The sequence below is a fragment of the Stenotrophomonas sp. 22LJNL06-5-1 genome, from assembly GCF_056861455.1.
Genome location: NZ_JBSPUE010000003.1, coordinates 49,492 through 72,675 on the forward strand (window position 1 = coordinate 49,492; position 23,184 = coordinate 72,675).

Consider the following 23,184-nt stretch of genomic DNA (forward strand, 5'->3'; position numbering starts at 1 on the left):
AGCACTCAGGGCACGGCCACCGGATAGGAGCCCAGCACCTTAATCTGCGCCGAGTGCGCTTCCAGTTCGGCCAGCGCGGCCTGCATCGGCGCATCGTCGATGTGGCCGGCCAGGTCGATGAAGAAGCCGTACTCCCACTTGCCGTGGTGCGACGGCCGCGACTCGATGCGGTTCATGCTGATGCCGTGACGGGCGAAAGGGCTGAGTACGTCGAACAGCGCACCGGGCTTGTCATGGATGAACACCAGCACCGACGTGCGGTCGTGACCGGAGGTCGGGAAGATGTTGCGGCCCACCACCAGGAAGCGGGTGGTGTTGTCGGCATCGTTCTGGATCGGCTTGGTGACCACCTTCTTCAGGCCGTACACATGGCCGGCGCTCTCGCCGCCGATGGCCGCCGCGTCGTCGGCGTTGCGCGCACGACGCGCACCTTCGGCGTTGCTGGATACCGGGATCTTCTCGGCCTTCGGCAGGTTGGCGCGCAGCCACGCCGAGGTCTGCATGAACGACTGCGGGTGTGCGTAGATGCGCTCGATGTCCTCGATGCGGCCGCTGCGCGACATCAGGTACTGCTGCACGCGCAGTTCCACTTCGCCACAGATCTTCAGGTTGGAGGTCAGGAACATGTCCAGGGTGATCTGGATGGTGCCCTGCCCAGAATTCTCCACCGGCACCACGCCGAAATCGGCATTGCCTGCTTCCACTTCCTGGAACACTTCTTCGATGCTGGCCATCGGCAGGCCCAGCGCGGAGCGGCCGAAGTGCTTGAGCACGGCCTGCTGGCTGAAGGTGCCTTCCGGGCCGAGATAACCGATCTTCAGCGGCTCCTGCTGGGCCAGGCAGGCCGACATGATCTCGCGGTAGACGTGCACCAGCAGCTCATCGCTGAGCGGGCCTTCGTTGCGGTCCACCACCATGCGCAGCACCTGCGCTTCGCGCTCGGGGCGGTAGTAGTCGACGGCGGCGGCCAGCTTGCCCTTGGCCTTGCCGACCTGGTGGGCAAAGCGCGCACGCTCGGCGATCAGGCTCTGGATGTCGCGGTCGATCTGGTCGATCTTCGAACGCACATCGGCCAGCGCCAGCGGCGCCAGGGTGGGTGCCGGGTTCGAGGCCGCCTTGGCTTTGCCCTTCGCCTTGGTGGGCGCGCTGTCCTTGGCCGGTTCGGCCTTCTTCGGCGCCTTCTTGCTGGATTTGCTGCTTGCCATCGGAATTCCTTGTTGCGGGGCCCGCACCCGACGGTGCGCGCCGTTCATTGCTCAACCGTGACGCTGCTGGAAATCGGCCATGAAGGCGACCAGCGCCTCGGCCCCGGCCAGCGGCATGGCGTTGTACAGCGAGGCACGGATGCCCCCGACCACCTTGTGCCCCTTCAGCGCCAGCAGGCCGGCGGCCTTGGCTTCGGCGACGAAGCGGGCATCGAGCTCGGCATCGGGCAGGAAGAATGGGATGTTCATCCGCGAACGGGCCGCGTGTGCGACCTCGTTGCGGTAGAAGCCGCCAGAGCCGTCGATGGCGCCGTACACCAGCGCTGCCTTGGCGGCATTGCGCTTGGCGAACTCGGCCACGCCGCCTTCGGCCAGCATCCACTTGAACACCAGGCCGGCCAGGTACCAGTTCCAGGTCGGCGGGGTGTTGAGCATCGAATCGCGGGCAACGTGCGAGCGGTAATCGAAGATGTCCGCACGTGGCTGGCCACTGCGCTCGAGAAGGTCGCGGCGGATGATCATCACCGCGATGCCGACCGGACCGAGGTTCTTCTGCGCGCCGGCGTAGATCACGCCATAACGGCGCACATCCAGCGGTTCGCTGGCGATGGACGAGCTGAAATCAGCGATCAGCGGAACGTCGCCGGTGTCGGGCACATCACGGAACTCGACGCCGTGGATGGTTTCGTTGGCGGTGATGTGCACGTAGGCGGCATCGGGCGACAGCTGCCAGTCGGCGCGCGCCGGCAGTTCGCGGTAGCCGTTGGCCTCGCTGCTGGCGGCAATGTTGACGTCGACGTAGACACCGGCCTGCTTGACCGCCGTCTTGCCCCAGTGGCCACTGACCACGTAATCGGCACGCTGGCCGGGGGCAGCGAAGTTCAGCGGGATCAGCGCCTGCTGGGTGGTGGCACCACCGGACAGGAACAGCACCGCATAGTCTTCGGGAATATCGAGCAGGCGACGCAGGTCGGCCTCGGCCTCGGCCGCCACGGACATGAACTCCGCACCGCGATGGCTCATTTCCACAATCGAGGCACCGGTACCGTGCCAGTCCAGCATTTCCGCCTGCGCCTGGCGCAGGACCGATTCCGGCAAGGTTGCAGGGCCGGCACTGAAGTTGAACGCGCGCGTCATGTCACACCTGTGGGGCAAGACCCGTAGTATGCCGCAGTGCACCAGCCTTGCGGCCTTGTGGCGCAAGGGAAATTTGGTTTCATTGGAATCCATTGGCGACGCGACCGGGTAGTGCCGGCCGCTGGCCGGCAACCCAACGAATACCGGGCGGCGGCTGCCGGCCAGCGGCCGGCACTACCGTCACCACGCGACCGTCAGCGCGCGCCGAACCAGAGCAGCAGGCTGAGCAGCGCGGCCAGCAGCAGCGCACTGACCAGCAGCCACGGCCAGCGCCGGACCTTGCGCGGCACGGCCGGCAGCACCGGCGCCTGCTCGGCGTCCTGGCTGGACTCGTCTTCATCCGGCAGCGGGCGTCGGCGTGGGTCATGCGGCACTTCCAGCACGAACCGGTGCTGGCCATCGAACACTACCTGGTCACCCGCCTGCAGCCAGCAGTGGCGCACGGCCACGCCGTTGACCCGGGTGCCGTCGGCACTGCCCAGGTCACGCAGCAGCACGCGCTCGCCGTGCACTTCCACGCGGGCGTGCTGTTCGGCGAAGGCCGGTTCATTGATCTCGATGTCAGCGTCGCCACCGCGGCCGATCAGGCGGGACCGCGACAGCGTGAAGCTGCGGCCATGGTGCAGGCCACCGACACCGCGCAGCAGGCGCTGCTGCTCGTCGTTGCCGTCACCGTTGTTCGGCGCGGGGGCCTGCAGCAGGCTCTCCACCTCGCCCTGCAGGACCATTTCCACGCCGTCCACATACACCGCGTCGCCCGCACGCAGCAGCGCCATGCGCCGCACCGGGCGACCGTTCACATGAATGCCGCGGATACCGTTGCCGACCTGCAGCCAGAGGCCGCGATCATCCACGCAGAACTGCGCCAGCAGCAGGGCACCGTGGCCGGCATCGCCGAGCCGCACACTGCCGTTGGCCTGGCGCACGATGCGTTGCACCCCGGGCCGCAGCGGCTGGTCGGGCTGTTGTTGTTGACTGAAGTGAACAAGCAGGTTCTGCACGCGGCGCAGCCTAGCAGGTTGGCCGCCAACGAAGAAGAACCCACGATGAGTGCTTGGCGCGGAGGCCCTCGATGCGCACAATGCTCGCCCTCATTGATCATCCCCGCCCTGCGCCAGGAGCCTGCATGTCCACCATCGATGTCCGCCACGCCCACGCCCTGCCCGACGCACAGGCGCGCGCCGCGATCGAACAGGTTGCCGCCAAGTTGTCCGAGCGCTTCGGCCTGAAGTCGTCCTGGACCGCCGACGTGCTGAACTTCTCCGGCAGCGGCGTGGACGGTGCGATCGAACTGCAGCCGGGCGCCGTGCGCGTGACCGCCAAGCTGGGCTTCCTGCTGTCGGCGATGAAGGGCATGGTCGAAGGCGAGATCCAGCGCGTGCTGAAGGAAAAGCTGGGCTGAACCCCAGCGGCGGCCGTCACGGCCGTGCAACGCCAACGCGCGCTACTCTCGGGACAGGCCCAACTCCCACGGGAAGTGCGATGAACCAGTACGAAAACGATGACCGCCGCAACGACGACGCCTCGTTCGGTGACCAGGCCGAGCGCTTCTCGCGCAAGCTGAGTGACTCGGCGCAGCAGGTCTGGCTGGCAGGCCTGGGCGCTCTTGGCCGTGCACAGGCCGAAGGCAGCCGCTTCTTCGACGGCCTGGTGAAGGAAGGCGAAGCCTGGGAAGCCCGCCGCCGTGAACGCAACGGCGAACAGGGCCCGGGCTGGCGCGACAACGTTGAAACGTCGCTGGACGAGGCCCGCGAGAAGGCCTCCGGCACCTGGAACAAGGTTGAAAAGGCGTTCGACGACCAGGTGCAGGGCGTACTCAAGCGCCTGCACGTGCCCACCGCCGACGAGGTGACTGCGCTGGAGGCCCGCATCGACGCCCTGCAGGCGCGCCTGGCCAAGCTGGAGAATCGCGACGCTTCAGGCACCGATGCACCTGCACCGGGCAGCCATCAGTCGCCAGGCAGCGTGCCCTGACCGGCTATTGTTGCAATGCAATAAATTTTGGTTGACAATCGCGAGCAACCCGCCAATCGCTTCGGCTGCCGTTTGTTCCCTCCCCTCACGGCTTCAGGATTGGCGGGTTTTTCGTGCCCGCGGTATTCCGAACTGCGTGCTCCATCACGCTTCCTGTCAGGAACCTCCTGACTCAGCGGCACGGCGCGACCTTTACACTGTCGCCTTCGCATTCGCCCCTTCCGCGCACCTCCTGCATGCTCCCTTGGATCCTGGCCCTGCTGTCGGCCCTGCTTACCTGTTCCCTGGCCGTTGTCTATCTGTGGTGGATCAAACGGCGGCAGAAGGAGATGCAACTCGGCCTGCAGGCCCTGGCGGGCATGCACTGGCGCGAATTCTCGGTGCTGGTCAAGCGCATGCTGCGCGAGCAGCGCGGCCTGCGCGAACTGGATGACCCGGGCGAGGAATCCCGTGAGCCAAGCAGCGATTTCCTGCTCAGTGACGGCCCCAACAGCTGGCTGGTGTCGTGCAAGCATGGCCTGGCCTACCGTATCGGCACCGCTGCAGTGAACGAACTGGGTGCGGCCGCGCGCCTGGCCGGCGCCAAGGGCGGCGTGCTGCTGACCGAAGGCCGGATGGAACGCGACGGCCGCAGCGCTGCCGAGAAACAGGCGGTCGAGGTGCTGGACGGCCCGCGCCTGTGGCCGCTGCTGCAGCCCTACCTGCCGGCGGAAATCGAAACCCGTGTGCGCGCCAGCGCCCGCCATGAAGCCCTGCGCCGGATCGCCATTGCCGCGCTCGGCGCGGTCACGCTGGGCCTGCTGGTGGGATTGAGCCTGCAAGGGCTGCATGTGCAGGACGCCGCGCCTGTTGCCGAGGTGGCGGTTGCCCCCGCGCCGGCTGCGCCTGCGGTTGAAACTGCGCCCGAACCGGCGCTGGCCCCCGCCACCATGCTGCCGGCCGCTACGCCCGCACCGGCCACGCCCTCAACCGATGCACGCAGCAACCCCAACCCGGATGCCGCCACGCTGGAGCGCTTCCAGACCGATCTGTCCCGTGCACTAGCCGGCAAGCCCGGCATCGCCAGCGGTGTCTGGCTGACCCGGCAGACATTGGCGATCAACCGGACCGGCGAGCTGGACGCGGTGTGGCCGCAGGTCTGCGAGGAAGTGCTGCACTACCCCGCCCTGCGCAACGTGCGCATCCAGCTCAATGCCCGCCCCGGTGTGGATGAGCCGGTGCGCTGGCGGCAGTGCGCTACGTATTGATGGGGCAGCATCCACGCATAGCGTGGATCTACTGAACCCCGGTTGCGATTGGGCGATGCGCGCGAACCTCTGGTAGATCCACGCCACGCGTGGATGCCTTTGCAGAGTTGAGCCACGCGCGAACAGCAGCCGAGCATCGGCTCGGCTGCACATGGCGCCTGCTCAGCCCAATGCCGCGAGATGGGCGATGTAACTGGAGCGCGATTCACCCGCCGCTCTGGCCTGCGCATCCAGCCTCGCCAGGATCCGGCGTGGCAGGCTGATATTGACCCGCTCGATGGTGTCGTCCAGCAGAGCTGGATCAATGCAGATGTACGCAAGAATCCAACGGATGTCCTTGGATGCCTCGGTGGCGATCTTCTGCGGCGCGGAAGGTGTCGGAATCGAGCGCCCCTCATCCAGGGCCGCGTCAATCCAAGCGAGCGCAGCTTCCTCGGCAGCGCTGAGCGCATCATCAAGCGTGTCGGCCGCCGAGAAGCACCCCGGCAGATCTGGAACGACCACACCCCACGCGGTGCGTTCATCGCCTGCCTCGATCAAGACTGGATATCGCATGGGCCCTCCTACGTCAGTCCCGCGAGCTTCCGCAACGCCTGCACCAGCCCCGTCCCCAGATCCTTCCTTGGGTGAGGAACGGTGATGATGTGAGGGTGCTGCGGGTGCACGAATACATGATGGGATCCGCGGATCCGGCGACAGATCCAACCTGCCGCTTCCAGTTCCCGGATGAGGTCCCTGCTCTTCATGCAGGGACGATACACATCGTACACACGCCCCGACAGAGTTCAAGGCGACAGCCGTTCCGGCCCAGTAGATCCACGCCATGCGTGGATGGAATCCCTACCGCGTCCCGGGCGCGAAGCGCGCCACCAGGTCCCAGGCATCGCCGAGGAACACCTGGCGCACGCGGGTGATCGGCTGTTCGCCGCGCCAGGTCAAGCGCTCGATCACCAGACAGGCGGTGCCGGGCTTCACGTCCAGCAGCTTGGCGGTGGCGGTATCCGCGCCCCAGGCACTGATGCGGTGCTGGGCACGGGTCCACGACACGTTCTGCAGCAACCAGCTGCCCGGCGCGGTAGTGCTGAAATCGACCTCTAGCACCTCGGGCACGCCCACCGGGCTGATCAGGCGATGCTCCAACGCCAGCGGGCGACCATCGGCCAGATGCAGGCAACGCATCGCCAGCAGGTTTTCCTGCCCGGCCAGCTCGACTTCACCGGCATTGCCGGCATCGGCAAGGCGCAGGTCGCGCTGCAGCAGACGATAGGCGTACTGATGGCCGCGCGAGCCGACCTCCATCGCGATATCGGGAATCTCCAGCGCCACCTGCTCCAGGTGCGGGGGTTGCCGCGCGACGAACGAACCGGCACGGCGGCGACGCTCGATCATGCCGCTCTCGGCCAACGCGGTCAGCACCTTGTTCACCGTCATCCGCGAGCAGCCGTACTGCTCCATCAGCTCGTGTTCGTACGGAATACGAAAGCCCGGCGCCCATTCTCCGCTGAGGATGCGGCTTTCCAGATCGCTGCGGATACGCTGGTTGAGCGTGGCGGACTTGCTGGCCTTCACGTAATGGGGTCTCTGTGACGGGAGGCGATCAGCCCAGCACGCCACGCAGGGCGGCGGCGAAGGCGGTGGTGATCGCCTCGCGCTGCAGGTGGCGGCCCTCGGCCACGCATTGGCGGCCATGGCGCCAGACCGATCGCAGCGCGCCATTACGTGCGGCGAACACCCAGCTGTCAAGCCATGCGTCATCCTGTCGCGCCTGCAGCGCCGGGTGTGCGGCATCCAGTTCGACCAGGTCGGCACTGGCGCCGACCTGGAGGCCAGCGGCCACGCCCAGCGCCTGTGCACCACCGTGCAATGCACCTTCAAACAGGAAGCGACCGGTGCTGCGGGTGGCATCCGGGGCCAGTACGTTGCGCCCGCGCAGGGTCAGCCGCTGGCCGTACTCGAGCAGGCGCAGTTCTTCGGCCGCATCGATCAGCACATTGGAATCGGAGCCGACACCGAAGCGCCCACCCTCGCGCGCGAACGCCTGCATCGGGAACAGGCCGTCGCCCAGATTGGCTTCGGTGATCGGGCATAAGCCGGCCACCGCCTGGCTGGCCACGATGGCGGCGCGCTCATCGTCGGTGATGTGGGTGGCGTGCACCAGGCACCAGCGCGCATCCACCGGCGCATTGTCGTACAGCCACTGCACCGGACGCTGGCCGCTCCAGGCCAGGCAGGCCTCGACTTCACGCACCTGCTCGGCGATATGGATGTGCACCGGGCCGTCGGTAAGCGGCAGCAACGCACTCAATTCCTCGCCGGTGACTGCACGCAGGCTGTGCGGCGCGATGCCGAGCAGCGCATCCGGCAGCGCGGCCAGTGCCGGCTTGGCGGCGTCCAGCAGCTGCGCGAAACCGTCCACATCGTGGATCAGGCGGCGCTGCGCCGGATTCGGCGGCGCGCCACCGAAATCGGCATGTGCATAGAACACCGGCAGCAGGGTCAGGCCGATGCCGGTCTGGTCGGCCGCAGCGGCAATCCGCGCACTCATCTCGGCGCGGTTGGCATAGGCATGGCCCTCGGCGTCGTGGTGCAGGTAGTGGAATTCGCCGACGCGGGTGAAGCCGCTTTCCAGCATTTCCATGTAGGCCTGGGCGGCGATGGCCTGCACCGCGTCGGGGCGCAGATGGGCCAGGAAGCGGTACATCAGCTCGCGCCAGCTCCAGAAGCTGTCACCGTCACCGCCGCCGATCTCGGTCAGCCCGGCCATGCCGCGCTGGAAGGCGTGGCTGTGCAGGTTGGGCAGGCCCGGCACCAGGATGCCGACGCGGGTGTCGCCGTACTGGGCGCCCTGCCCCGTATGGATCGCCGTGATGCGGCCGTCCTGCACCTGCAGACGGACATCGCGGGCCCAGCCGTCGGCCAGCAGGGCGTGGGCGGCATGGAAACCGTGCGGGGAACGCGAATCGGACATGGCTGGACAACCCGAAATGGACGCCTATATTGTATAGACATATAAGCACAGCCGCGTTGTGGATGCCATGCACGTCGATACCCTCTGGTCCAACGTTCACCTGATCACCCTCGATGGCGAAGGGCTGGGTGTCATCCGCGATGGCGTGCTGGCCTGCGCCGGCGGCCGCATCGTCCATGTCGGGCCAGCCGGCAGCGACGCCCACCTGCAGCCAACCACCCGCATCGATGGCGAAGGCCGCTGGATCTCGCCGGGCCTGATCGACTGCCACACCCACCTGGTCTACGCCGGCAACCGCGCCAACGAATTCGAGCAGCGCCTGCAGGGCGTCAGCTATGCCGACATCGCCCGTGCCGGCGGCGGCATCGTCTCCACCGTGCGCGCCACCCGTGCTGCAACTCCGGACCAGCTGGCCAGCGAAAGCCGGCCACGCCTGCTGGCGATGCGTGCCGAGGGCGTGACCACCCTCGAGATCAAGTCCGGCTACGGCCTGACCTTGCCCGACGAACGCAAGCAGTTGCAGGTTGCGCGTGCGCTGGGCGAGGAATGCCGGGTCAACGTGGTGACCACTTTCCTCGGTGCGCATGCGATTCCGCCGGGCCGCGAAGCACAGGAGTACACCGACGAGGTGTGCAACGTGATGATTCCGGCCATCGCCGCCGAAGGCCTGGCCGAAGCGGTGGATGTGTTCTGCGAGAACATCGCCTTCTCGCCGGCGCAGGCGCGGCAGGTCTTCGAGGCGGCGCGTGGCAACGGGCTGGCGGTGAAGATCCACGCCGAGCAGCTGAGCAACCAGCATGGCGCCGAACTGGCCGCCAGTTTCGGTGCACTCTCGGCCGACCACATCGAACATCTGGATGACGCCGGCATCGCCGCGATGGCCGCGGCCGGCACTGTCGCCGTGCTGCTGCCCGGTGCCTTCTACTTCACCCGCGATACCACCCTGCCGCCGATCGCCGCGCTGCGTGCGGCCGGCGTGCCGCTGGCGCTGGCCACCGACAGCAACCCGGGCACCTCGCCACTGACCAGCCCGCTGCTGGCGATGAACATGGGCGCCACCCTGTTCCGCCTGACCGTGGACGAGTGCATCGCCGGCTTCACCCGTGAAGCGGCGCGCGCGCTGGGCCGTGGGGATCGCATCGGCCGCCTGGCCGTGGGCATGGACTGCGACCTGGCGATCTGGGACATCGACGCCCCCGCCGACCTGGTCTATCGCATTGGATTCAACCCGCTGCACGCGCGCGTGGTGCGCGGACAGCCCGACCTGCCTGCCTCCTGGAGCAACACATGAGCAACACCCTGGTTCTTCGCCCTGGCCATGTCACTCTCGCCCAGTGGCGGCAGGTCTATCGCGGTGCGCCGCTTGCACTGGACCCGGCTGCACTGCCGGTGGTGCGCGCCAGTGCTGCGGCGGTGGCCGCCATCGTCGCCAAGGGCGCGCCGGTGTATGGCATCAACACCGGCTTCGGCAAGCTGGCCAGCGTGCGCATCGAGCGCGAAGACCTGGCCACCCTGCAGCGGAACATCGTGCTCTCGCATGCCGCCGGCGTGGGCGAGCCGATGCCGGCCAGCGTGGTGCGCCTGATGATGGCGCTGAAGCTGGTCAGCCTGGCACAAGGTGCTTCGGGCATCCGCGAGGAAACCCTGCTGCTGCTGGAAGCGATGCTGGTCAAGGGCGTGCTGCCGGTGGTACCGGCGCAGGGCTCGGTGGGTGCCTCGGGCGATCTGGCGCCGCTCTCGCACCTGGCCAGCGTGATGCTGGGCGTCGGCGAAGCCTTCATTGGTGACGAGCGCCTGCCGGCGGTCGATGCACTGGCACGTGCCGGCCTGCAGCCAATCGAGCTGGGCGCAAAAGAAGGCCTGGCGCTGCTCAACGGCACCCAGTTCTCCACCGCCTATGCGCTGGCGGGCCTGTTCGAGATCGAGACCGTGTTCCAGGCCGCGTTGGTCACCGGTGCACTGTCGGTGGAAGCGGCCAAGGGTTCTGACACCCCGTTCGACCCGCGCATCCACGCCATCCGCGGCCAGCGCGGGCAGATCGCCACCGCCGCCACCCTGCGCACGCTGATGCAGGGCTCGGACATCCGCGAATCGCACCGCGACAACGACGTGCGCGTGCAGGACCCGTACTGCCTGCGCTGCCAGCCGCAGGTGATGGGCGCGGCGCTGGACATCCTGCGCCAGGCCGCAACCACACTGGAAATCGAAGCCAACGGCGTGTCCGACAATCCGCTGGTGTTCACCGACACCGGCGAAGCCCTTTCCGGTGGCAACTTCCACGCCGAGCCGGTCGCCTTTGCCGCCGACATGCTGGCGATGGCGGTGTGCGAGATCGGTTCGATCAGCGAGCGCCGCCTGGCGATGCTGGTGGACCCGGCACTGTCCGGCCTGCCGGCGTTCCTGACCCCGCGCCCGGGCCTGAATTCCGGCTTCATGATTCCACAGGTGACCGCCGCTGCGCTGGTCTCGGAAAACAAGCAGCGCGCCTACCCGGCCAGTGTTGATTCGATCCCGACCTCGGCCAACCAGGAAGACCATGTGTCGATGGCCGCGCACGGTGCGCGCCGCCTGATGCAGATGGCCGAGAACGCCGCCAACGTGATCGGCATCGAACTGCTGGCCGCTGCGCAGGGCTGCGACTTCCATGCGCCGCTGCGCTCCAGCACCGCGCTGGAAACCGTGCGCGCCACCCTGCGTGCGCAGGTGCCGACGCTGGAAGAAGATCGCTACTTCCATCCGGACATGGTGACGGCCACGAATCTGGTGCGCAGTGGCGCGCTGGCGCAGGGCCTGGGAGAGCTGCTGCCGACCGTGGAACCGCAGGCATGAATGCCCATCCCGAATGGTTGACGGTGCACGAGGGCGACGCCCCGTTGATCGTCAGCTTTCCACATACCGGCAGCGAACTGCCGCACGATCTGATCGGCGACTACCACTCGCCGTGGCTGGCCCGCCGCGATGCCGACTGGTGGGTGCACGAGCTGTACGACTTCGTGCGCGGCATGGGCGCGACCACGGTGCGCTCGGCGATCTCACGTTCGGTGATCGACCTCAACCGCGACCCCAGCGGCGTATCGCTGTATCCGGGCCAGAACACCACAGGCCTGTGCCCACTGACCACCTTCGACAACCAGCCGCTGTACCACGCGGGCCGCGAGCCGGATGAAACGGAAATCGCACGTCGCCGCGACACGTATTTCCTGCCTTACCACGATGCGCTGGCTTCGCAGATCACGCGCCTGCGTGCACGCCACGGCACCGTGGTGGTGTACGACGCGCACTCGATCCGCTCGCATATCCCGCACCTGTTCGAGGGCGAACTGCCGCAGTTCAACCTGGGCACCGCCGGTCCGTCCGGCGCACCGGACACGTCCTGCGACAACGCCCTGAGCGACGTGGTGGAGAACCTGCTCAAGATCAGCGGCATGAGTCAGGTGCGCAACGGCCGCTTCAAGGGCGGCTGGATCACCCGCCACTACAGCAACATCGCCGGCGGCGTGCACAGCCTGCAGATGGAGCTGGCCTGCCGTGGCTATATGCACGAACCCCTGCCCGACCAGGTGGACGAGCACAGCTGGCCCACCCCGCTCGACCCCGACCACGCCGCACCGCTGCGCCACACCCTGGCGCAGGTGCTCAACGCCTGCCTTGAATTCGCTACGAACCGGAGCGCCGCATGACCCGCAACGACCCGTCCCGCACCATCGCCGCGCCGACCGGCACCACGCTGAACGCCAAGAGCTGGCTGACCGAAGCGCCGCTGCGCATGCTGATGAACAACCTGCACCCGGACGTGGCCGAGCGCCCGCAGGAACTGGTGGTGTATGGCGGCATCGGCCGCGCCGCACGCGACTGGGAAAGCTTCGATGCCATCGTCGATACGCTCAAGCGCCTGGACGATGACCAGACCCTGCTGGTGCAGTCGGGCAAGCCGGTGGGCGTGTTCCGCACCCACGCCGATGCGCCGCGCGTGCTGATCGCCAATTCCAACCTGGTGCCGCGCTGGGCCAACTGGGACCACTTCAACGAGCTGGATAAGAAGGGCCTGGCAATGTACGGCCAGATGACCGCCGGCAGCTGGATCTACATCGGTGCGCAGGGCATCGTGCAGGGCACCTACGAGACCTTCGTGGAAATGGGCCGCCAGCATTTCGGTGGCGACCTGACCGGCAAGTGGCTGTTCACCGGTGGCCTGGGCGGCATGGGTGGCGCACAGCCGCTGGCTGCCGTGATGGCCGGCGCCTCCTGCCTGGCCGTCGAATGCCGCAAGAGCAGCATCGACATGCGTCTGCGCACCGGTTACCTGGATACCTGGACCGACAATCTGGACGAAGCGCTGCGCCTGATCGACGACGCCTGCAAGGCCGGTACGCCGAAGTCGGTGGGCCTGCTCGGCAACGTCGCTGATGTGCTGGCTGAGTTGCTGGCGCGCGGCATCAAGCCGGACCTGCTGACCGACCAGACCTCCGCGCACGACCCGGTGAACGGCTACCTGCCGCAGGGCTGGACGGTCGAACAATGGGACGAGAAGCGTGTGAGTGCACCGAAGGACGTGGAAAAGGCAGCGCGCGCATCGATGGCCAACCACATCCGCGCCATGCTCGGCTTCCACGCGCTGGGCGTACCGACCGTGGACTACGGCAACAACCTGCGGCAGATGGCGCTGGAAGAAGGCGTGGCCAATGCGTTCGACTTCCCCGGCTTCGTACCGGCCTACATCCGCCCGCTGTTCTGCCGCGGCATCGGCCCGTTCCGTTGGGCCGCACTGAGCGGCGACCCGGAAGACATCGCCAAGACCGATGCCAAGGTGAAGGAACTGATTCCGGACAACCCGCACCTGCACCGCTGGCTGGACATGGCCGCCGAGAAGATCAAGTTCCAGGGCCTGCCGGCACGCATCTGCTGGGTGGGTCTGGGCGACCGCGATCGATTGGGCCTGGCCTTCAACGAGATGGTGGCCAATGGCGAACTGAAGGCGCCGGTCGTGATCGGTCGTGACCATTTGGACAGCGGCAGCGTCGCTTCGCCGAACCGCGAAACCGAAGCGATGGCCGACGGCTCCGATGCGGTGTCCGACTGGCCGCTGCTGAACGCACTGCTCAACACCGCCAGCGGCGCCACCTGGGTCTCGCTGCACCACGGTGGCGGCGTGGGCATGGGCTTTTCGCAGCACGCCGGCATGGTGATCGTCTGCGACGGCACCGAGGCGGCGGCCAAGCGGATTGGCCGCGTGCTGTGGAACGACCCGGCGACCGGCGTGATGCGCCATGCCGATGCGGGGTATGACATCGCGATCAACTGCGCGAAGGAAAAGGGACTGGATCTGCCAGGAATTCTCGGCTGATCGCAGGGGTGCCGGCCGCTGGCCGGCTCTCCCTGATGCGGGAATCGGTGCCCTTGACCCGCTCTTCCGACGTGACCAACATGCGCCATCACCGCTGACGGATCACCGCGATGTACCGCACCCTGGCTGCTGCATTGCTCTGCACGCTGTTTGCGATCCCACCCGTTTCGGCGCTTGAAACTTCCGGCGATCTTTCCAATCAGCTCGACGCCCAGCTGCAGACCAACCGTGAACGTTACGGCATTGCCGGCCAGGCGGTACTGGTCGCACACAACGGCCAGGTGCTCTACCAGGGCGCCAGCGGTGAACGTGATCCCGCTACCCATGCACCGGCCACCGTCGATTCCATTTTCGCCGCGCAATCGATGGCCAAGCTGCTGACCAGCACGCTGGTGATGCAATTGGTCGATCAGGGCAAGGTGGATCTGGATGCGCCGGCCAGTCGCTATGTGCAGGACCTGCCCACAGCATGGCAAGCGATCCACGTGCGCGATTTCCTCAACCACAGCTCAGGTATCGGCGAGTACTACGACCGCGTGGACAACCGCTGGGTGAGCAAGGGCTACCCCGGTGTAGCGCCTGACCTTGCCGCTGCACTGAAGGTGGCCGGCGCGGCACCAATGCAGTTCGCCACCGGCAGCCGCGTGCAGTACACCCAGGCCAACTACCTGGTGCTGACCGCCTTGCTGGAAGCGCATTACCGCAAGCCCTACCCGGCCATCGCGCGCGAACGCATCCTGCAACCGTTGAAGATGACCAGCACCTCATGGGGCGTCACCCGCGTGCCAGCCACGCGCGCGGCGGTGCCTTACATCGGCAAGGACGGCCAGCTGCAGCCAGCGAACGAAGACCCCTGGCCGGACTACGGCTGGGGCCATGCCGATCTGCAGACCACCGTAGGCGACATGAACCGTTTCCTGCAGGCGCTGGCGACCGGCAAGCTGTTGCGCACGGCGACCCTGGAAAAACTCTGGCGGCCGCAGAAACTGGCCGGTGGCGGCAACAATTTCTTCTCCACGGGATGGGACACCACCCGCAGCGACGGCTACACCCAGGTTGGCCACGATGGCGGCACCCGCGTTCGTGCGCGGTTGGCTTACAAGGGCACGCTGGCCAGCGGTTACTGGGTGTTCGTGTACCTGACCAACGGCAGTGCCCGCAATGTCTGGTCCAGCACGCTGGTGGAGAGCGCGATGGCGGTGGCCGCGCCGCAGGAGTTTCCGCACGCTGTGCTGTCCGAACGGTTGATCGGCTACGCGCTGGATGACAGCGCCGATGCGAAACCGCTGATGCGTAGCTGGCTGCGCGACAGCAATGGCGTTCCCACCGGCGAACTGGAACGTGCGATCAATGGTGATGGTTACGCCATCCGCGAGAGTCTGGGTGCCAGCAAGGCACTGAAGGTGTTCGCGCTCAACGCCGAGCTGTATCCGGATTCGGCCAACGCGTGGGACAGCCTGGCCGAGTGCCATGCGGCGCTGGGCGATGCAGATATTGCCAAGGCGCTGTACGCGAAGGCCAAGGCGCTGGCGAAGCCTTCGCCGTAAACCCTGCTGTAGCGCCGAGCCCATGCTCGGCTGCTCTTCGTGGCGATCGCAGAGAACCCGCGCTGCGCGCGATAGCCGAGCATGGGCTCGGCTCTACAGGGCCACCACAGGTGGCCATACGCAGGTGGAGGGTGACGTGGAGGCCACCGACCTGTTAACTTGCGCGCCACTTTCGTGGTTTACAGCATTCCCACATGTCGCTCTCGTCGTACCGCCCCACCCCCTCGCTGCTGTTCCTGGCCGTTTCCCTCGGCCTCTCTTCCACCGCCGCTGCGGCCCCACAGGCCACCACGCTGGATGCTGTGCAGGTCACCGCTGCCGCCGATGCCAGCGCCCAGGCGCGCGAGGCGCTGAAGCGCGTGCCGGGCGCCAGCAACGTCATCGACGTGGCCAAGGCCGACAGCCGCCTGTCCAGCAGCGCCGATGTGCTGGCCTACCAACCGGGTATCAGCGCGCAGTCGCCGGGCAACGAAGGCACCAAGATCTCGATCCGGGGCTCGGGCATCAACCGGGGCCCGGGCGCGCATGCCTCAGGCATTGCGGTGTCGATCGACGGTCTGCCACTGACCGGTCCGGGCGGCACGCCCTACGAGCTGCTGGAACCGCTGTGGCTGTCGCGCGTCGAAGTCCTGCGCGGCGCCAACGGCTTCGAGAGCGGCGCGCTGGCGCTGGGTGGCGCCATCGACTACGTCAGCCGCAGCGGTCGTGATTCGGCGGGCGTGCAGCTGCACTACGAAGCCGGCAGCCGTGGCTACCAGAAGCGCGGCATCAGCTGGGGCGGCGTCAGTGGTGATGTCGACTACTTCCTGGCCTACACCGATACCGAATTCGATGGCTATCAGCGCCACGCGCGCGGCGACGGCAAGGGCGCAATGGCCAACATCGGCTGGCAGATCACGCCCGACCTGCAGACGCGCTTCTTCGTGCGTTACCGCGAAACCAATCATGAAACGCCCGGTCGCCTGACCCGCGATCAGATCCGTAACGATCCGCGTGCCGCGAATGCGGCCAACCTGGCCATCGATGCGCGTCGCCCGCAGCCGGGCAGCACCTGGGTGGGCAACGTCACCACGCTGCAGATCGATGAGGACTCCTCGTTGCAGGCCGGGCTGGTCTATCACACGTACCCGATGGACTTGAACGAGAGCCTGTACCGGCAGCAGCTGGACTACGCCAACCTCAACGCCACGCTGGACTACCGCCGCCGCCACCGGCTGTTCGGCCTGGACAGCGAGACCACGGTCGGCCTGCGCGTCACCCACGATCTGGACGCCGATGTACGCGAGTCGCTGCGCTTTGCCAGCAACGGCTATGCCGCCGGCACGCGCACGCGTGACTTCCGCCACCACGGCACCGACAGCACGCTGCACGTCGGCAATACCCTCGCCTTCAACGACCGCCTGCGCATGCAGACCGGGCTGGCACTGATCAACACCCGTCGCGATGTGCAGGTGACCTGGCCGAGCAGCGGCGGCCGCCTGCGCGGCCACGACTGGGACTATACGCCGCGACTGGGCCTCACCTGGCAGCACAGCGCCCAGACCCAGTGGTTCGGCAACCTCAGCCGCTCGGTGGAGGCGCCGCATCCGTGGTCGATGATCTGGGGCTCGAACCAGTACTTCGGGCCGGGCACTGGCCCGTCCACCGGCCGCCAGCGCGCGCCGGTGCCGATGCAGAACCAGACGGCCACCACGCTGGAACTGGGCGCACGCGGTGACGCGGCGCTGGGTCGCTGGGAACTGACCGGCTACTACGCACACGTAAACCACGAACTGCTCAGTGTCGAACTGCAACCGGTGCCGAACCTGTTCATCGCCGAGAACAACGCCAGCCCCACCGTTCACCGCGGCATCGAAGCCGGGTTGGACAGCACGCTGTGGCAGGCTGCACCGGGCCGCCTGTCGCTGCGTCAGGCGTATACCTTCAGCGATTTCCGCTACCGCCACGACGCGCGTTTCGGCAGCAACCGGCTGCCCGGCCTGCCGCGCCACGCCTACCAGGCCGAGCTGCGCTTCGATCATGCCTCCGGCCTGTACGCCGCGCTGAACACCGAATACGCCTCGCGTATCGCAGTGGACTACGCCAACAGCTACTGGGCCGACAGCCATGTGATCTTCGGCAGCCGCATCGGCTACGACGCACCCGGTGGCCGCTGGCAGGCCTGGGCGGAGATGCGCAACATCGGCAACCGCCACTACGCCACCACGGTCACGCCGGGCTACGACGACGCCGGCAAGGATGTCGCGCGCTCGACGCCAGGCGAAGGCCGTGGCGTCTATGCGGGCGTGCGCTGGCGCTTTGACTGATTGCCGCAGGCGGCGCCGGGTGTGGCCCGGCGCCGTCGTTCCAGGGTCAGCCGATACGCCAGGCCGGCAGGCGTTCGCTGCGCTTCCAGATGGAAGGCGCGAAGCCGATCAGCACCAGCGCCGCCAGCCACTTCGGTGAGGTATTGAGCAGTGTCGAGGTGAGCGAGCCATCGACAGGGGCGGCCATTTCCTGCCACGGGTTGTAGCCCAGGTAGACGACGCTGCCAGCCCACCACAGCAACGCCAGGCCGATGCCCACCAGCAGCAGGGCCAGCGTGCGGCAGGTCCAGCGATGTGACGTGGTGCCCCACTCGCGGGACACCGCTACCAGCAGGCCCACCACCAGCAGCGACACCAGTGCAACCAGCCCGATATCGACCTTGTGCCCAATACGCTCATAGCTGCAGGCGCGGCATTGCGCCTCTTCCGCGGCAGTGGCGGCTTCGGCGCCATCGGCCTGCCCGGCTGCGGGCTGCGCCATTGCTGCAAACGGCGTCAATACTGCCAGCAGCGTCATCATGATCCAACGAAACAACATCCTGTTGCGGTGCGTAGCGACGTCCATGCGCTCTTCCTCGTCAGTGGTTGTACGTCCAGGGCCGCAGTATGCGGCCATCCCATACGCCGCCCAGACCCCGTTCCGGGGGTTCGGCTATCCAGCGTCCTTGTTCGCGATGCAGTACGACAAGCTCCCGGTAGACGAAATCGCCGGAACACGAATCCCAGGCGACCGCGATCATAGCCCACTGCCCATCGACGCTGAAAACGGGCCGGGTCAGATAGGCGAAGTGGTCGTATGTCCGAGCCGGCCCATGCATCGTTGCCCTGCACCCCTGCTCCCGCAGCGCTCGAAGCCCCGCGCCGTCCATCCGCTGCGCACCGGCCAATGCGGCCGCAGGCACTGGCGTGGGACGGCGATTGGCGGGAACCAGGTCCGCCTGCAGCTGCAACCGCAGCGCATGAATGTCCGGCGGCCACCGGTCGTCCAGCGGCAGGACCAGATCGTCCACCTCCTGGCAGGTGGAGGCACCGCTGCCCGGCCAGCAATAGGGCAAGGTCTGCTCCATCACGTAGATGTCCTCCCCCACCGGGTCGGTCAACTGCGGCTGCTCCTGCGGGCGCCATCGATCGACGCGCGTGGACGGCGTCTGCGGTGCGGTGGGCACCTCGCCCAGCGGCGATGGCAGAACTGGCGTTGGCTGCGGCACTGACGGGGGTGGAGGGGGGAAAGGCGGCCTCCGCCGGATCGCCAGCGCCATCGCCTCCGCCTGCATCTGCGCGGTTCCCAGGTTGACCGATGGCGGACCGATCGCCTGCTGCCACCTCGGGCGCAGGCTGCAGATCCCGGCCATGAGAGCCAAAGCCGACAGCGCCGCCGCCAGCGATGCAATACGTCGCCAGGCGATGCGCCGTTGGTCATCGCGGCCTGGCATGCACGAGGTGCCCGTCATCACGACTCCGTCAACGCTGGCCACAGACCATTCCCCCAGCGCATATAGCCAAAAGGCTGCGCTTGAATACGCTCCCATCCGCCCTTCCTGCGGTGCAGAAGGTAGAGGACGCGCATCGCCGTTCCTCCACTGCACAGATCCGAGGCGATCGATGCCATCGCCCAGTTCCCATCCAGGCTGAACACAGGACGCTGCAGATAGACAACGCCAAGATCCGGATTGCCCGGTCCCCCCGTGCATCCGTCGACACCGCGCGCCCGCCGTTGCTGAAGCTCGTCCCACGTCATCCGTTGCGCCCGCACATGCGCAAGCTCAAACGCGAGGTCGGGTACCCGTACAGCCCGGCGGTTCGCAACCTGCAGCATCGATTCCAGATGCTGCTGCAGCTGAAGGGACGCCGCACTGTCATCATCGCGCCACTCGACGACGCTGTGACGAACCTGGCAGACCGGGGCGGGATCTCCTTCACCGCAGGAAGGCGCAGTCCATTCCATCACAGCGAATGGAATGTCCGGCTCCCAGCCGCGCGGCTCGAAGTGTGCTGACGCGACGTCTTGTAGTGGCACCTCCGCGGTCGCGAACCCGCTGTTACCGGTCAGCATCGGGGAGGAGGCTGCCTTCATTGGAATCGGTGGTACCGGCGGTTTTCCTGGCGGTGTCGGTCGCAGGTCGATGAGCTCTGCCATCACCTCGGCCTGCATCTGTGCGGTTCCGAGGTTGATCGGCGGCGGGCCGGCGTCCTGCCGCCACTGCGGGCGCACACTGACCACCAGCGCTGCGCCCGCAGCCACGAACAGGACGACCGCTGTCGTCAGGATGCGCTTCCGTGCAATGCGCTGTCGCATGAAGTTCCTGGAAGAAGTGATGCAGGTTGGGATATCGGCCGGGAACGTGGCGCTACAGCGCTTGAATGACCTGCAGCAGGAACTCGCACCTGGCGCGAGTTCCTGCGCGAGCCAGCCCAGCACCACGAAGAACAGCAGCAGGCCGAGCAGCGGCCAGATCGTGTGCGTTACGCATATCCGCCACCCTCCCTGCTCCTGCATGCCCTGCATGCGCCGGTACAGGCCTCCGGCGATGGCAGCGTCCACCGGCAGCTCGGTGGATCGTGGCGCATGGAAGCTCAAGAACCTGATACAGCATGCGGACATCCTTGCCGGGCACGCGTGGGCGGTGTTGCGCGGATTCTACCGCGGTCGGGGGCGCTGTCCAGACGACGGGCCGAGGCCATCGATCATCAGCTGCGGTCGACGATCCGCACGATACGACCGTCCTCAAAAGCGAACTCGCTGTGTCCGTGCAGGGCCAGTTCCGTGCCCGCGCTGGGACCATCGGGAATGTCCTGCGCGAACACGCCACGCCAGCCGATGCTGGCCAGCGCCACATCATCCCTGAAGGCCAGCTCGAGCAACCGCTGCTCGCGCTCACGGAACAACGGCGCCGATTGCCGTGCCAGTTCGCCGAAGGCATCGATGCCTTCGGTGACCATCGTCAGCTGGCCACCGCTGTGGTTCTCGAAACGCACGTTATGCGCCAGTACCGCCAGCATGGCGTCGATGTCGAAACGGTTGTAGGCCTGCAGGTAGTGCTCGATCAGGTGGCGGCAGTGCGATTCGTCCATGGCGGCGTCCAGTCAGGGCCTGCGCCGAGTCTCCCGCGACCGTGCCGCCGGATCAAGGCCGCGCGGCGGCCTTCAGCAACTGCGCGGCCACCTGATCGAACGGGGCGATGTCCTGCAGTGCGCGGCACATCGCCACCGCACCTTCCACGCTGGCAATCACCAGACTGGCCAGGCCGCCCGCCGCGGCAGGGTCGTGGCCGTCGGCGATGAACGCCGCGGCCAGATGACCCTGCCAGCGTGCGAACACCTCGGCGGCGGCGGCACGGGGCTGGCTCGGCACCGCCTCCACCGGTTCCTCCACGGCCGCGGCCAACACCGGGCAGCCGGCGCGGAATTCGGAGCGCAGCAAGCGCTCGCGCCACATTGCCAGGAGCTGCTGCAGGCCCTGCACTGCGCCGCCCTTCAGCAGCTCCACCAGCAGCGCTTCCACCTTGTCGCCAGCCATGTAAGTGGCACGCGCCAGCAACTCCTGCTTGCCGCCGGGAAAGTGGTGATAGGTGGAGCCCAGCGGCGCTTCGGCCAACTTGGTCACCTCACGGATGCTGGTGGCATTGAGACCCACGCGTGCCAGCATCTGTGCCGCAGCATCAATCACGCGTTGTGGCGCATCAGAGGGGCGCGGGCTCACGGCAGGCTCCTTGCCAGGACAGTCGTCATAGATTAGCGTATCGGCGATACTATAACAGTCGTCATAACCATGAACCTCTGGTTCCGCCTGCTCCACCTGCTGCTGTGCAGCCTGTTCCGGCCGAAGCTGGAGGCCCCGTTCGGGGTCTCGCGCCTGCAGTTCCGGGTGCTGCCCAACGATCTGGACAGCAACCTGCACATGACCAACGGCCGCTACTGGAACATCTTCGATCTGGGCCGGCTGGACCTGATCCTGCGCATGGGCCTGGGCCGGGTGGCGCTGCGCGAGAAGTGGGCACCGATCGTCGGCGCCGGCACCATCCAGTTCCGCCGCGAGCTGAAGCCGTTCCAGCGCTTCACCCTGGAAACGCGCCTGGTGGGCTGGGTCGGCTCGCGCGGCATCATGGAGCAGCGCGTGCTGATCGGGCCCGAGCAGAAGATCGCCACCCGTGCGCTGCTGGTCACCGGCATCTACGACCGTCGCGCGCGCCAGTTCCTGGGCATGCCGAAGATGATGGAAGCGATCGGCGTGGTTGCCCCGCCATCGCCGCCGCTCAGTGCAGCCGCCGAGGCGCTGCTGGCGGCCGATGCGGCGTTGAAGCAGGACGACGCCTGAGGCACCTCAGCCTACCTTCGGCATGTTCTTGGTCACGCAATGGATGCCGCCACCGCCGCCGGCGATGGCATCGATATCCACCTGTTCGATCACGCGACCGGGATACATGTCTTCCAGCAGTTCACGGCAGAAGCCATCGGCTTCGTCGTCACCGAACTGCGGCGCGACCACCGCGCCGTTGATCGGCAGGTAGTTGATGTAGCCCGTTGCCAGATCATCGTTGTCGCGGGTATGCACGTTGTCGCGCCCGTCCAGCGGCGGCGGAAGGGTGTGCACCTGCAGGCGGCGACCATCGGCATCGGTGGCCCCGCGCAGAATGTCCAGATGCTCGCGGGTCAGATCGTAGTCGTAGGACTCCGGATCGTTGTCCAGGTTGGCGATCAATACGCCGGGGCGAACGAAGCGCGCATAGAAATCCACATGCGCGTCGGTGATGTCTTCGCCGGCAATACCGGGCAGCCAGATCACCTTTCGCAGGCCGAGGTGATGCTTCAGCTCGGCCTCGATATCCGCGCGCGACCAGTCTGGATTGCGGTTACGGTTCACCCAGCAGCTTTCGGTGAGGATCGCGGTGCCATGGCCATCGACTTCGATGCCACCGCCCTCGCCCACCAGATCGCTTTCCAGCAGCGTCGCGCCGGTCACCTGCGCCAGCCACGGTGCCACCGCACCATCGTTGCGCGCGCTCTGCTTGCCGCCCCAGCCATTGAAGTTGAAGTCGACCAGCCCCAGTCCGCCCTGGCCATCGGTGACGAAGCAACCGCCGTAATCGCGCACCCAGATGTCATCCAGCGGCACCTCGAGGAACTCGATGTTGTCGCGGCCGCAGCGGTCCTGCGCCTGCTTCCGCTGCGCCGGCCGGCACAGCACGCTGACGGGCTGGTGGCGGGCGATGGTGCGGGCCAGGCGTGCCACGGCGGTGTTCACCGCATCGGCCTGCGCGCCCCACACCCGCGGTTGCGCGGCGAAGGCCAGGAAAACGCGTTCCTGCGGCCCGTGCTCGTCCGGCATGCGCCAGATACCCGCACCCGGCCCCGCTGCGGATACGCGCGCCGGCAGCCCCGCCAGGCCGAGGGCGGCCAGGCCGCCAAGGCCAGCTGCGCCCGCCAGTTGGGTGAGGAAGTGACGACGGCTGCTCATG

At 67.1% G+C, this 23,184-nt stretch carries 23 protein-coding genes; 10 read left to right on the top strand and 13 right to left on the bottom strand.

Features of this window, described 5'->3' with window-relative positions:
- Nucleotides 1-5: 5 nt before the first annotated feature.
- From pheA to AC13GF_RS08555, 3 genes are all read right to left on the bottom strand, one after another.
- The gene (gene pheA, locus AC13GF_RS08545) at nucleotides 6-1,205 is read right to left on the bottom strand and encodes a prephenate dehydratase (RefSeq protein WP_014037689.1); all 1,200 of its coding nucleotides are present in this window, start codon (nucleotides 1,203-1,205) and stop codon (nucleotides 6-8) included.
- A gap of 51 nt (nucleotides 1,206-1,256) precedes the next feature.
- Entirely contained in the window at nucleotides 1,257-2,342 is a 1,086-nt protein-coding gene (serC, locus tag AC13GF_RS08550; protein ID WP_483004336.1) for a 3-phosphoserine/phosphohydroxythreonine transaminase, read from the bottom strand.
- Nucleotides 2,343-2,536: 194 nt separating this feature from the next.
- Nucleotides 2,537-3,343 carry an FHA domain-containing protein gene (locus tag AC13GF_RS08555; RefSeq protein WP_483004337.1) on the bottom strand — a complete coding sequence of 269 codons (807 nt, stop codon included), beginning with the start codon at nucleotides 3,341-3,343 and terminating at the stop codon, nucleotides 2,537-2,539.
- Nucleotides 3,344-3,468: 125 nt separating this feature from the next.
- Here AC13GF_RS08555 and AC13GF_RS08560 point away from each other — a divergent pair, with 125 nt between their 5' ends.
- The 3 genes from AC13GF_RS08560 to AC13GF_RS08570 all read left to right on the top strand — a co-directional run bounded on the left by AC13GF_RS08560 (nucleotide 3,469) and on the right by AC13GF_RS08570 (nucleotide 5,563).
- A complete protein-coding gene (locus tag AC13GF_RS08560; protein WP_005417302.1) occupies nucleotides 3,469-3,744 on the top strand; it encodes a polyhydroxyalkanoic acid system family protein in 276 nt (91 codons plus the stop codon).
- An 80-nt stretch (nucleotides 3,745-3,824) separates the two neighbouring features.
- Nucleotides 3,825-4,316 carry a phasin family protein gene (locus AC13GF_RS08565; protein WP_010480542.1) on the top strand — a complete coding sequence of 164 codons (492 nt, stop codon included), beginning with the start codon at nucleotides 3,825-3,827 and terminating at the stop codon, nucleotides 4,314-4,316.
- Between the two features lie 236 nt (nucleotides 4,317-4,552).
- Nucleotides 4,553-5,563 (top strand): restriction endonuclease, encoded by a 1,011-nt coding sequence (locus AC13GF_RS08570; RefSeq protein ID WP_483004338.1) that lies wholly within the window; start codon nucleotides 4,553-4,555, stop codon nucleotides 5,561-5,563.
- A 162-nt stretch (nucleotides 5,564-5,725) separates the two neighbouring features.
- Here AC13GF_RS08570 and AC13GF_RS08575 read toward each other — a convergent pair whose 3' ends face one another.
- From AC13GF_RS08575 to AC13GF_RS08590, 4 genes are all read right to left on the bottom strand, one after another.
- Nucleotides 5,726-6,118: a type II toxin-antitoxin system HicB family antitoxin gene (locus AC13GF_RS08575; RefSeq protein ID WP_059034761.1), complete on the bottom strand. Its 393-nt coding sequence runs from the start codon at nucleotides 6,116-6,118 to the stop codon at nucleotides 5,726-5,728.
- 8 nt (nucleotides 6,119-6,126) lie between these two features.
- Nucleotides 6,127-6,309, bottom strand: a complete 183-nt coding sequence (locus AC13GF_RS08580) for a type II toxin-antitoxin system HicA family toxin (protein ID WP_483004339.1) — start codon at nucleotides 6,307-6,309, stop codon at nucleotides 6,127-6,129.
- Between the two features lie 94 nt (nucleotides 6,310-6,403).
- Nucleotides 6,404-7,132, bottom strand: a complete 729-nt coding sequence (hutC, locus tag AC13GF_RS08585) for a histidine utilization repressor (protein WP_483004340.1) — start codon at nucleotides 7,130-7,132, stop codon at nucleotides 6,404-6,406.
- A gap of 28 nt (nucleotides 7,133-7,160) precedes the next feature.
- Complete coding sequence (locus AC13GF_RS08590) at nucleotides 7,161-8,531, bottom strand: formimidoylglutamate deiminase (protein WP_483004341.1); 1,371 nt, start codon at nucleotides 8,529-8,531, stop codon at nucleotides 7,161-7,163.
- A 67-nt stretch (nucleotides 8,532-8,598) separates the two neighbouring features.
- Between AC13GF_RS08590 and hutI the strand changes: the two genes are divergently transcribed.
- The 6 genes from hutI (at nucleotide 8,599) to AC13GF_RS08620 (ending at nucleotide 17,728) form a co-directional block, all read left to right on the top strand.
- Complete coding sequence (gene hutI, locus AC13GF_RS08595; protein ID WP_483004342.1) at nucleotides 8,599-9,822, top strand: imidazolonepropionase; 1,224 nt, start codon at nucleotides 8,599-8,601, stop codon at nucleotides 9,820-9,822.
- Nucleotides 9,819-11,360 carry a histidine ammonia-lyase gene (hutH, locus tag AC13GF_RS08600; RefSeq protein WP_483004343.1) on the top strand — a complete coding sequence of 514 codons (1,542 nt, stop codon included), beginning with the start codon at nucleotides 9,819-9,821 and terminating at the stop codon, nucleotides 11,358-11,360. The genes hutI and hutH overlap by 4 nt, the downstream gene beginning before the upstream one ends.
- Nucleotides 11,357-12,211 carry an N-formylglutamate deformylase gene (gene hutG / locus AC13GF_RS08605; RefSeq protein ID WP_483004344.1) on the top strand — a complete coding sequence of 285 codons (855 nt, stop codon included), beginning with the start codon at nucleotides 11,357-11,359 and terminating at the stop codon, nucleotides 12,209-12,211. Before hutH ends, hutG begins: the two co-directional genes overlap by 4 nt.
- Nucleotides 12,208-13,875, top strand: a complete 1,668-nt coding sequence (hutU, locus tag AC13GF_RS08610) for a urocanate hydratase (RefSeq protein WP_483004345.1) — start codon at nucleotides 12,208-12,210, stop codon at nucleotides 13,873-13,875. Before hutG ends, hutU begins: the two co-directional genes overlap by 4 nt.
- 110 nt (nucleotides 13,876-13,985) lie before the next feature.
- On the top strand, nucleotides 13,986-15,422 hold the full coding sequence (locus AC13GF_RS08615) for a serine hydrolase domain-containing protein (RefSeq protein WP_483004346.1): 1,437 nt from the start codon (nucleotides 13,986-13,988) through the stop codon (nucleotides 15,420-15,422).
- Nucleotides 15,423-15,616: 194 nt separating this feature from the next.
- Entirely contained in the window at nucleotides 15,617-17,728 is a 2,112-nt protein-coding gene (locus AC13GF_RS08620; RefSeq protein WP_483004347.1) for a TonB-dependent receptor family protein, read from the top strand.
- Between the two features lie 46 nt (nucleotides 17,729-17,774).
- Here the strand turns inward: AC13GF_RS08620 and AC13GF_RS08625 are convergent, their stop codons facing one another.
- The 5 genes from AC13GF_RS08625 to AC13GF_RS08645 all read right to left on the bottom strand — a co-directional run bounded on the left by AC13GF_RS08625 (nucleotide 17,775) and on the right by AC13GF_RS08645 (nucleotide 21,428).
- Nucleotides 17,775-18,293, bottom strand: a complete 519-nt coding sequence (locus AC13GF_RS08625; protein WP_483004348.1) for a hypothetical protein — start codon at nucleotides 18,291-18,293, stop codon at nucleotides 17,775-17,777.
- Nucleotides 18,294-18,306: 13 nt separating this feature from the next.
- Nucleotides 18,307-19,179 carry a hypothetical protein gene (locus tag AC13GF_RS08630; protein ID WP_483004349.1) on the bottom strand — a complete coding sequence of 291 codons (873 nt, stop codon included), beginning with the start codon at nucleotides 19,177-19,179 and terminating at the stop codon, nucleotides 18,307-18,309.
- Nucleotides 19,179-20,270: an energy transducer TonB gene (locus tag AC13GF_RS08635; RefSeq protein WP_483004350.1), complete on the bottom strand. Its 1,092-nt coding sequence runs from the start codon at nucleotides 20,268-20,270 to the stop codon at nucleotides 19,179-19,181. Before AC13GF_RS08635 ends, AC13GF_RS08630 begins: the two co-directional genes overlap by 1 nt.
- A gap of 146 nt (nucleotides 20,271-20,416) precedes the next feature.
- Nucleotides 20,417-20,800: a nuclear transport factor 2 family protein gene (locus tag AC13GF_RS08640; RefSeq protein ID WP_483004351.1), complete on the bottom strand. Its 384-nt coding sequence runs from the start codon at nucleotides 20,798-20,800 to the stop codon at nucleotides 20,417-20,419.
- A gap of 52 nt (nucleotides 20,801-20,852) precedes the next feature.
- Nucleotides 20,853-21,428 carry a TetR/AcrR family transcriptional regulator gene (locus AC13GF_RS08645; RefSeq protein ID WP_483004352.1) on the bottom strand — a complete coding sequence of 192 codons (576 nt, stop codon included), beginning with the start codon at nucleotides 21,426-21,428 and terminating at the stop codon, nucleotides 20,853-20,855.
- A gap of 69 nt (nucleotides 21,429-21,497) precedes the next feature.
- Here AC13GF_RS08645 and AC13GF_RS08650 point away from each other — a divergent pair, with 69 nt between their 5' ends.
- Nucleotides 21,498-22,043, top strand: a complete 546-nt coding sequence (locus tag AC13GF_RS08650) for a thioesterase family protein (RefSeq protein ID WP_049397600.1) — start codon at nucleotides 21,498-21,500, stop codon at nucleotides 22,041-22,043.
- A gap of 6 nt (nucleotides 22,044-22,049) precedes the next feature.
- On the opposite strand, the gene AC13GF_RS08655 is transcribed toward AC13GF_RS08650, so the two are convergent.
- A complete protein-coding gene (locus tag AC13GF_RS08655; protein WP_483004353.1) occupies nucleotides 22,050-23,183 on the bottom strand; it encodes an agmatine deiminase family protein in 1,134 nt (377 codons plus the stop codon).
- Nucleotide 23,184 lies beyond the last annotated feature (1 nt).

Coding starts and splice junctions, on each gene's coding strand:
- hutH (WP_483004343.1), top strand. CDS start 9,819: ATGAGCAACACCCTGGTTCTTCGCCCTGGCCATGTCACTCTCGCCCAG.
- AC13GF_RS08640 (WP_483004351.1), bottom strand. CDS start 20,800: ATGGACGAATCGCACTGCCGCCACCTGATCGAGCACTACCTGCAGGCC.
- AC13GF_RS08620 (WP_483004347.1), top strand. CDS start 15,617: ATGTCGCTCTCGTCGTACCGCCCCACCCCCTCGCTGCTGTTCCTGGCC.
- hutU (WP_483004345.1), top strand. CDS start 12,208: ATGACCCGCAACGACCCGTCCCGCACCATCGCCGCGCCGACCGGCACC.
- AC13GF_RS08630 (WP_483004349.1), bottom strand. CDS start 19,179: ATGACGGGCACCTCGTGCATGCCAGGCCGCGATGACCAACGGCGCATC.
- AC13GF_RS08625 (WP_483004348.1), bottom strand. CDS start 18,293: ATGGACGTCGCTACGCACCGCAACAGGATGTTGTTTCGTTGGATCATG.
- AC13GF_RS08570 (WP_483004338.1), top strand. CDS start 4,553: ATGCTCCCTTGGATCCTGGCCCTGCTGTCGGCCCTGCTTACCTGTTCC.
- AC13GF_RS08650 (WP_049397600.1), top strand. CDS start 21,498: ATGAACCTCTGGTTCCGCCTGCTCCACCTGCTGCTGTGCAGCCTGTTC.
- serC (WP_483004336.1), bottom strand. CDS start 2,342: ATGACGCGCGCGTTCAACTTCAGTGCCGGCCCTGCAACCTTGCCGGAA.
- pheA (WP_014037689.1), bottom strand. CDS start 1,205: ATGGCAAGCAGCAAATCCAGCAAGAAGGCGCCGAAGAAGGCCGAACCG.
- AC13GF_RS08560 (WP_005417302.1), top strand. CDS start 3,469: ATGTCCACCATCGATGTCCGCCACGCCCACGCCCTGCCCGACGCACAG.
- AC13GF_RS08655 (WP_483004353.1), bottom strand. CDS start 23,183: ATGAGCAGCCGTCGTCACTTCCTCACCCAACTGGCGGGCGCAGCTGGC.
- AC13GF_RS08565 (WP_010480542.1), top strand. CDS start 3,825: ATGAACCAGTACGAAAACGATGACCGCCGCAACGACGACGCCTCGTTC.
- AC13GF_RS08615 (WP_483004346.1), top strand. CDS start 13,986: ATGTACCGCACCCTGGCTGCTGCATTGCTCTGCACGCTGTTTGCGATC.
- AC13GF_RS08590 (WP_483004341.1), bottom strand. CDS start 8,531: ATGTCCGATTCGCGTTCCCCGCACGGTTTCCATGCCGCCCACGCCCTG.
- hutG (WP_483004344.1), top strand. CDS start 11,357: ATGAATGCCCATCCCGAATGGTTGACGGTGCACGAGGGCGACGCCCCG.
- hutI (WP_483004342.1), top strand. CDS start 8,599: ATGCACGTCGATACCCTCTGGTCCAACGTTCACCTGATCACCCTCGAT.
- AC13GF_RS08575 (WP_059034761.1), bottom strand. CDS start 6,118: ATGCGATATCCAGTCTTGATCGAGGCAGGCGATGAACGCACCGCGTGG.
- AC13GF_RS08580 (WP_483004339.1), bottom strand. CDS start 6,309: ATGAAGAGCAGGGACCTCATCCGGGAACTGGAAGCGGCAGGTTGGATC.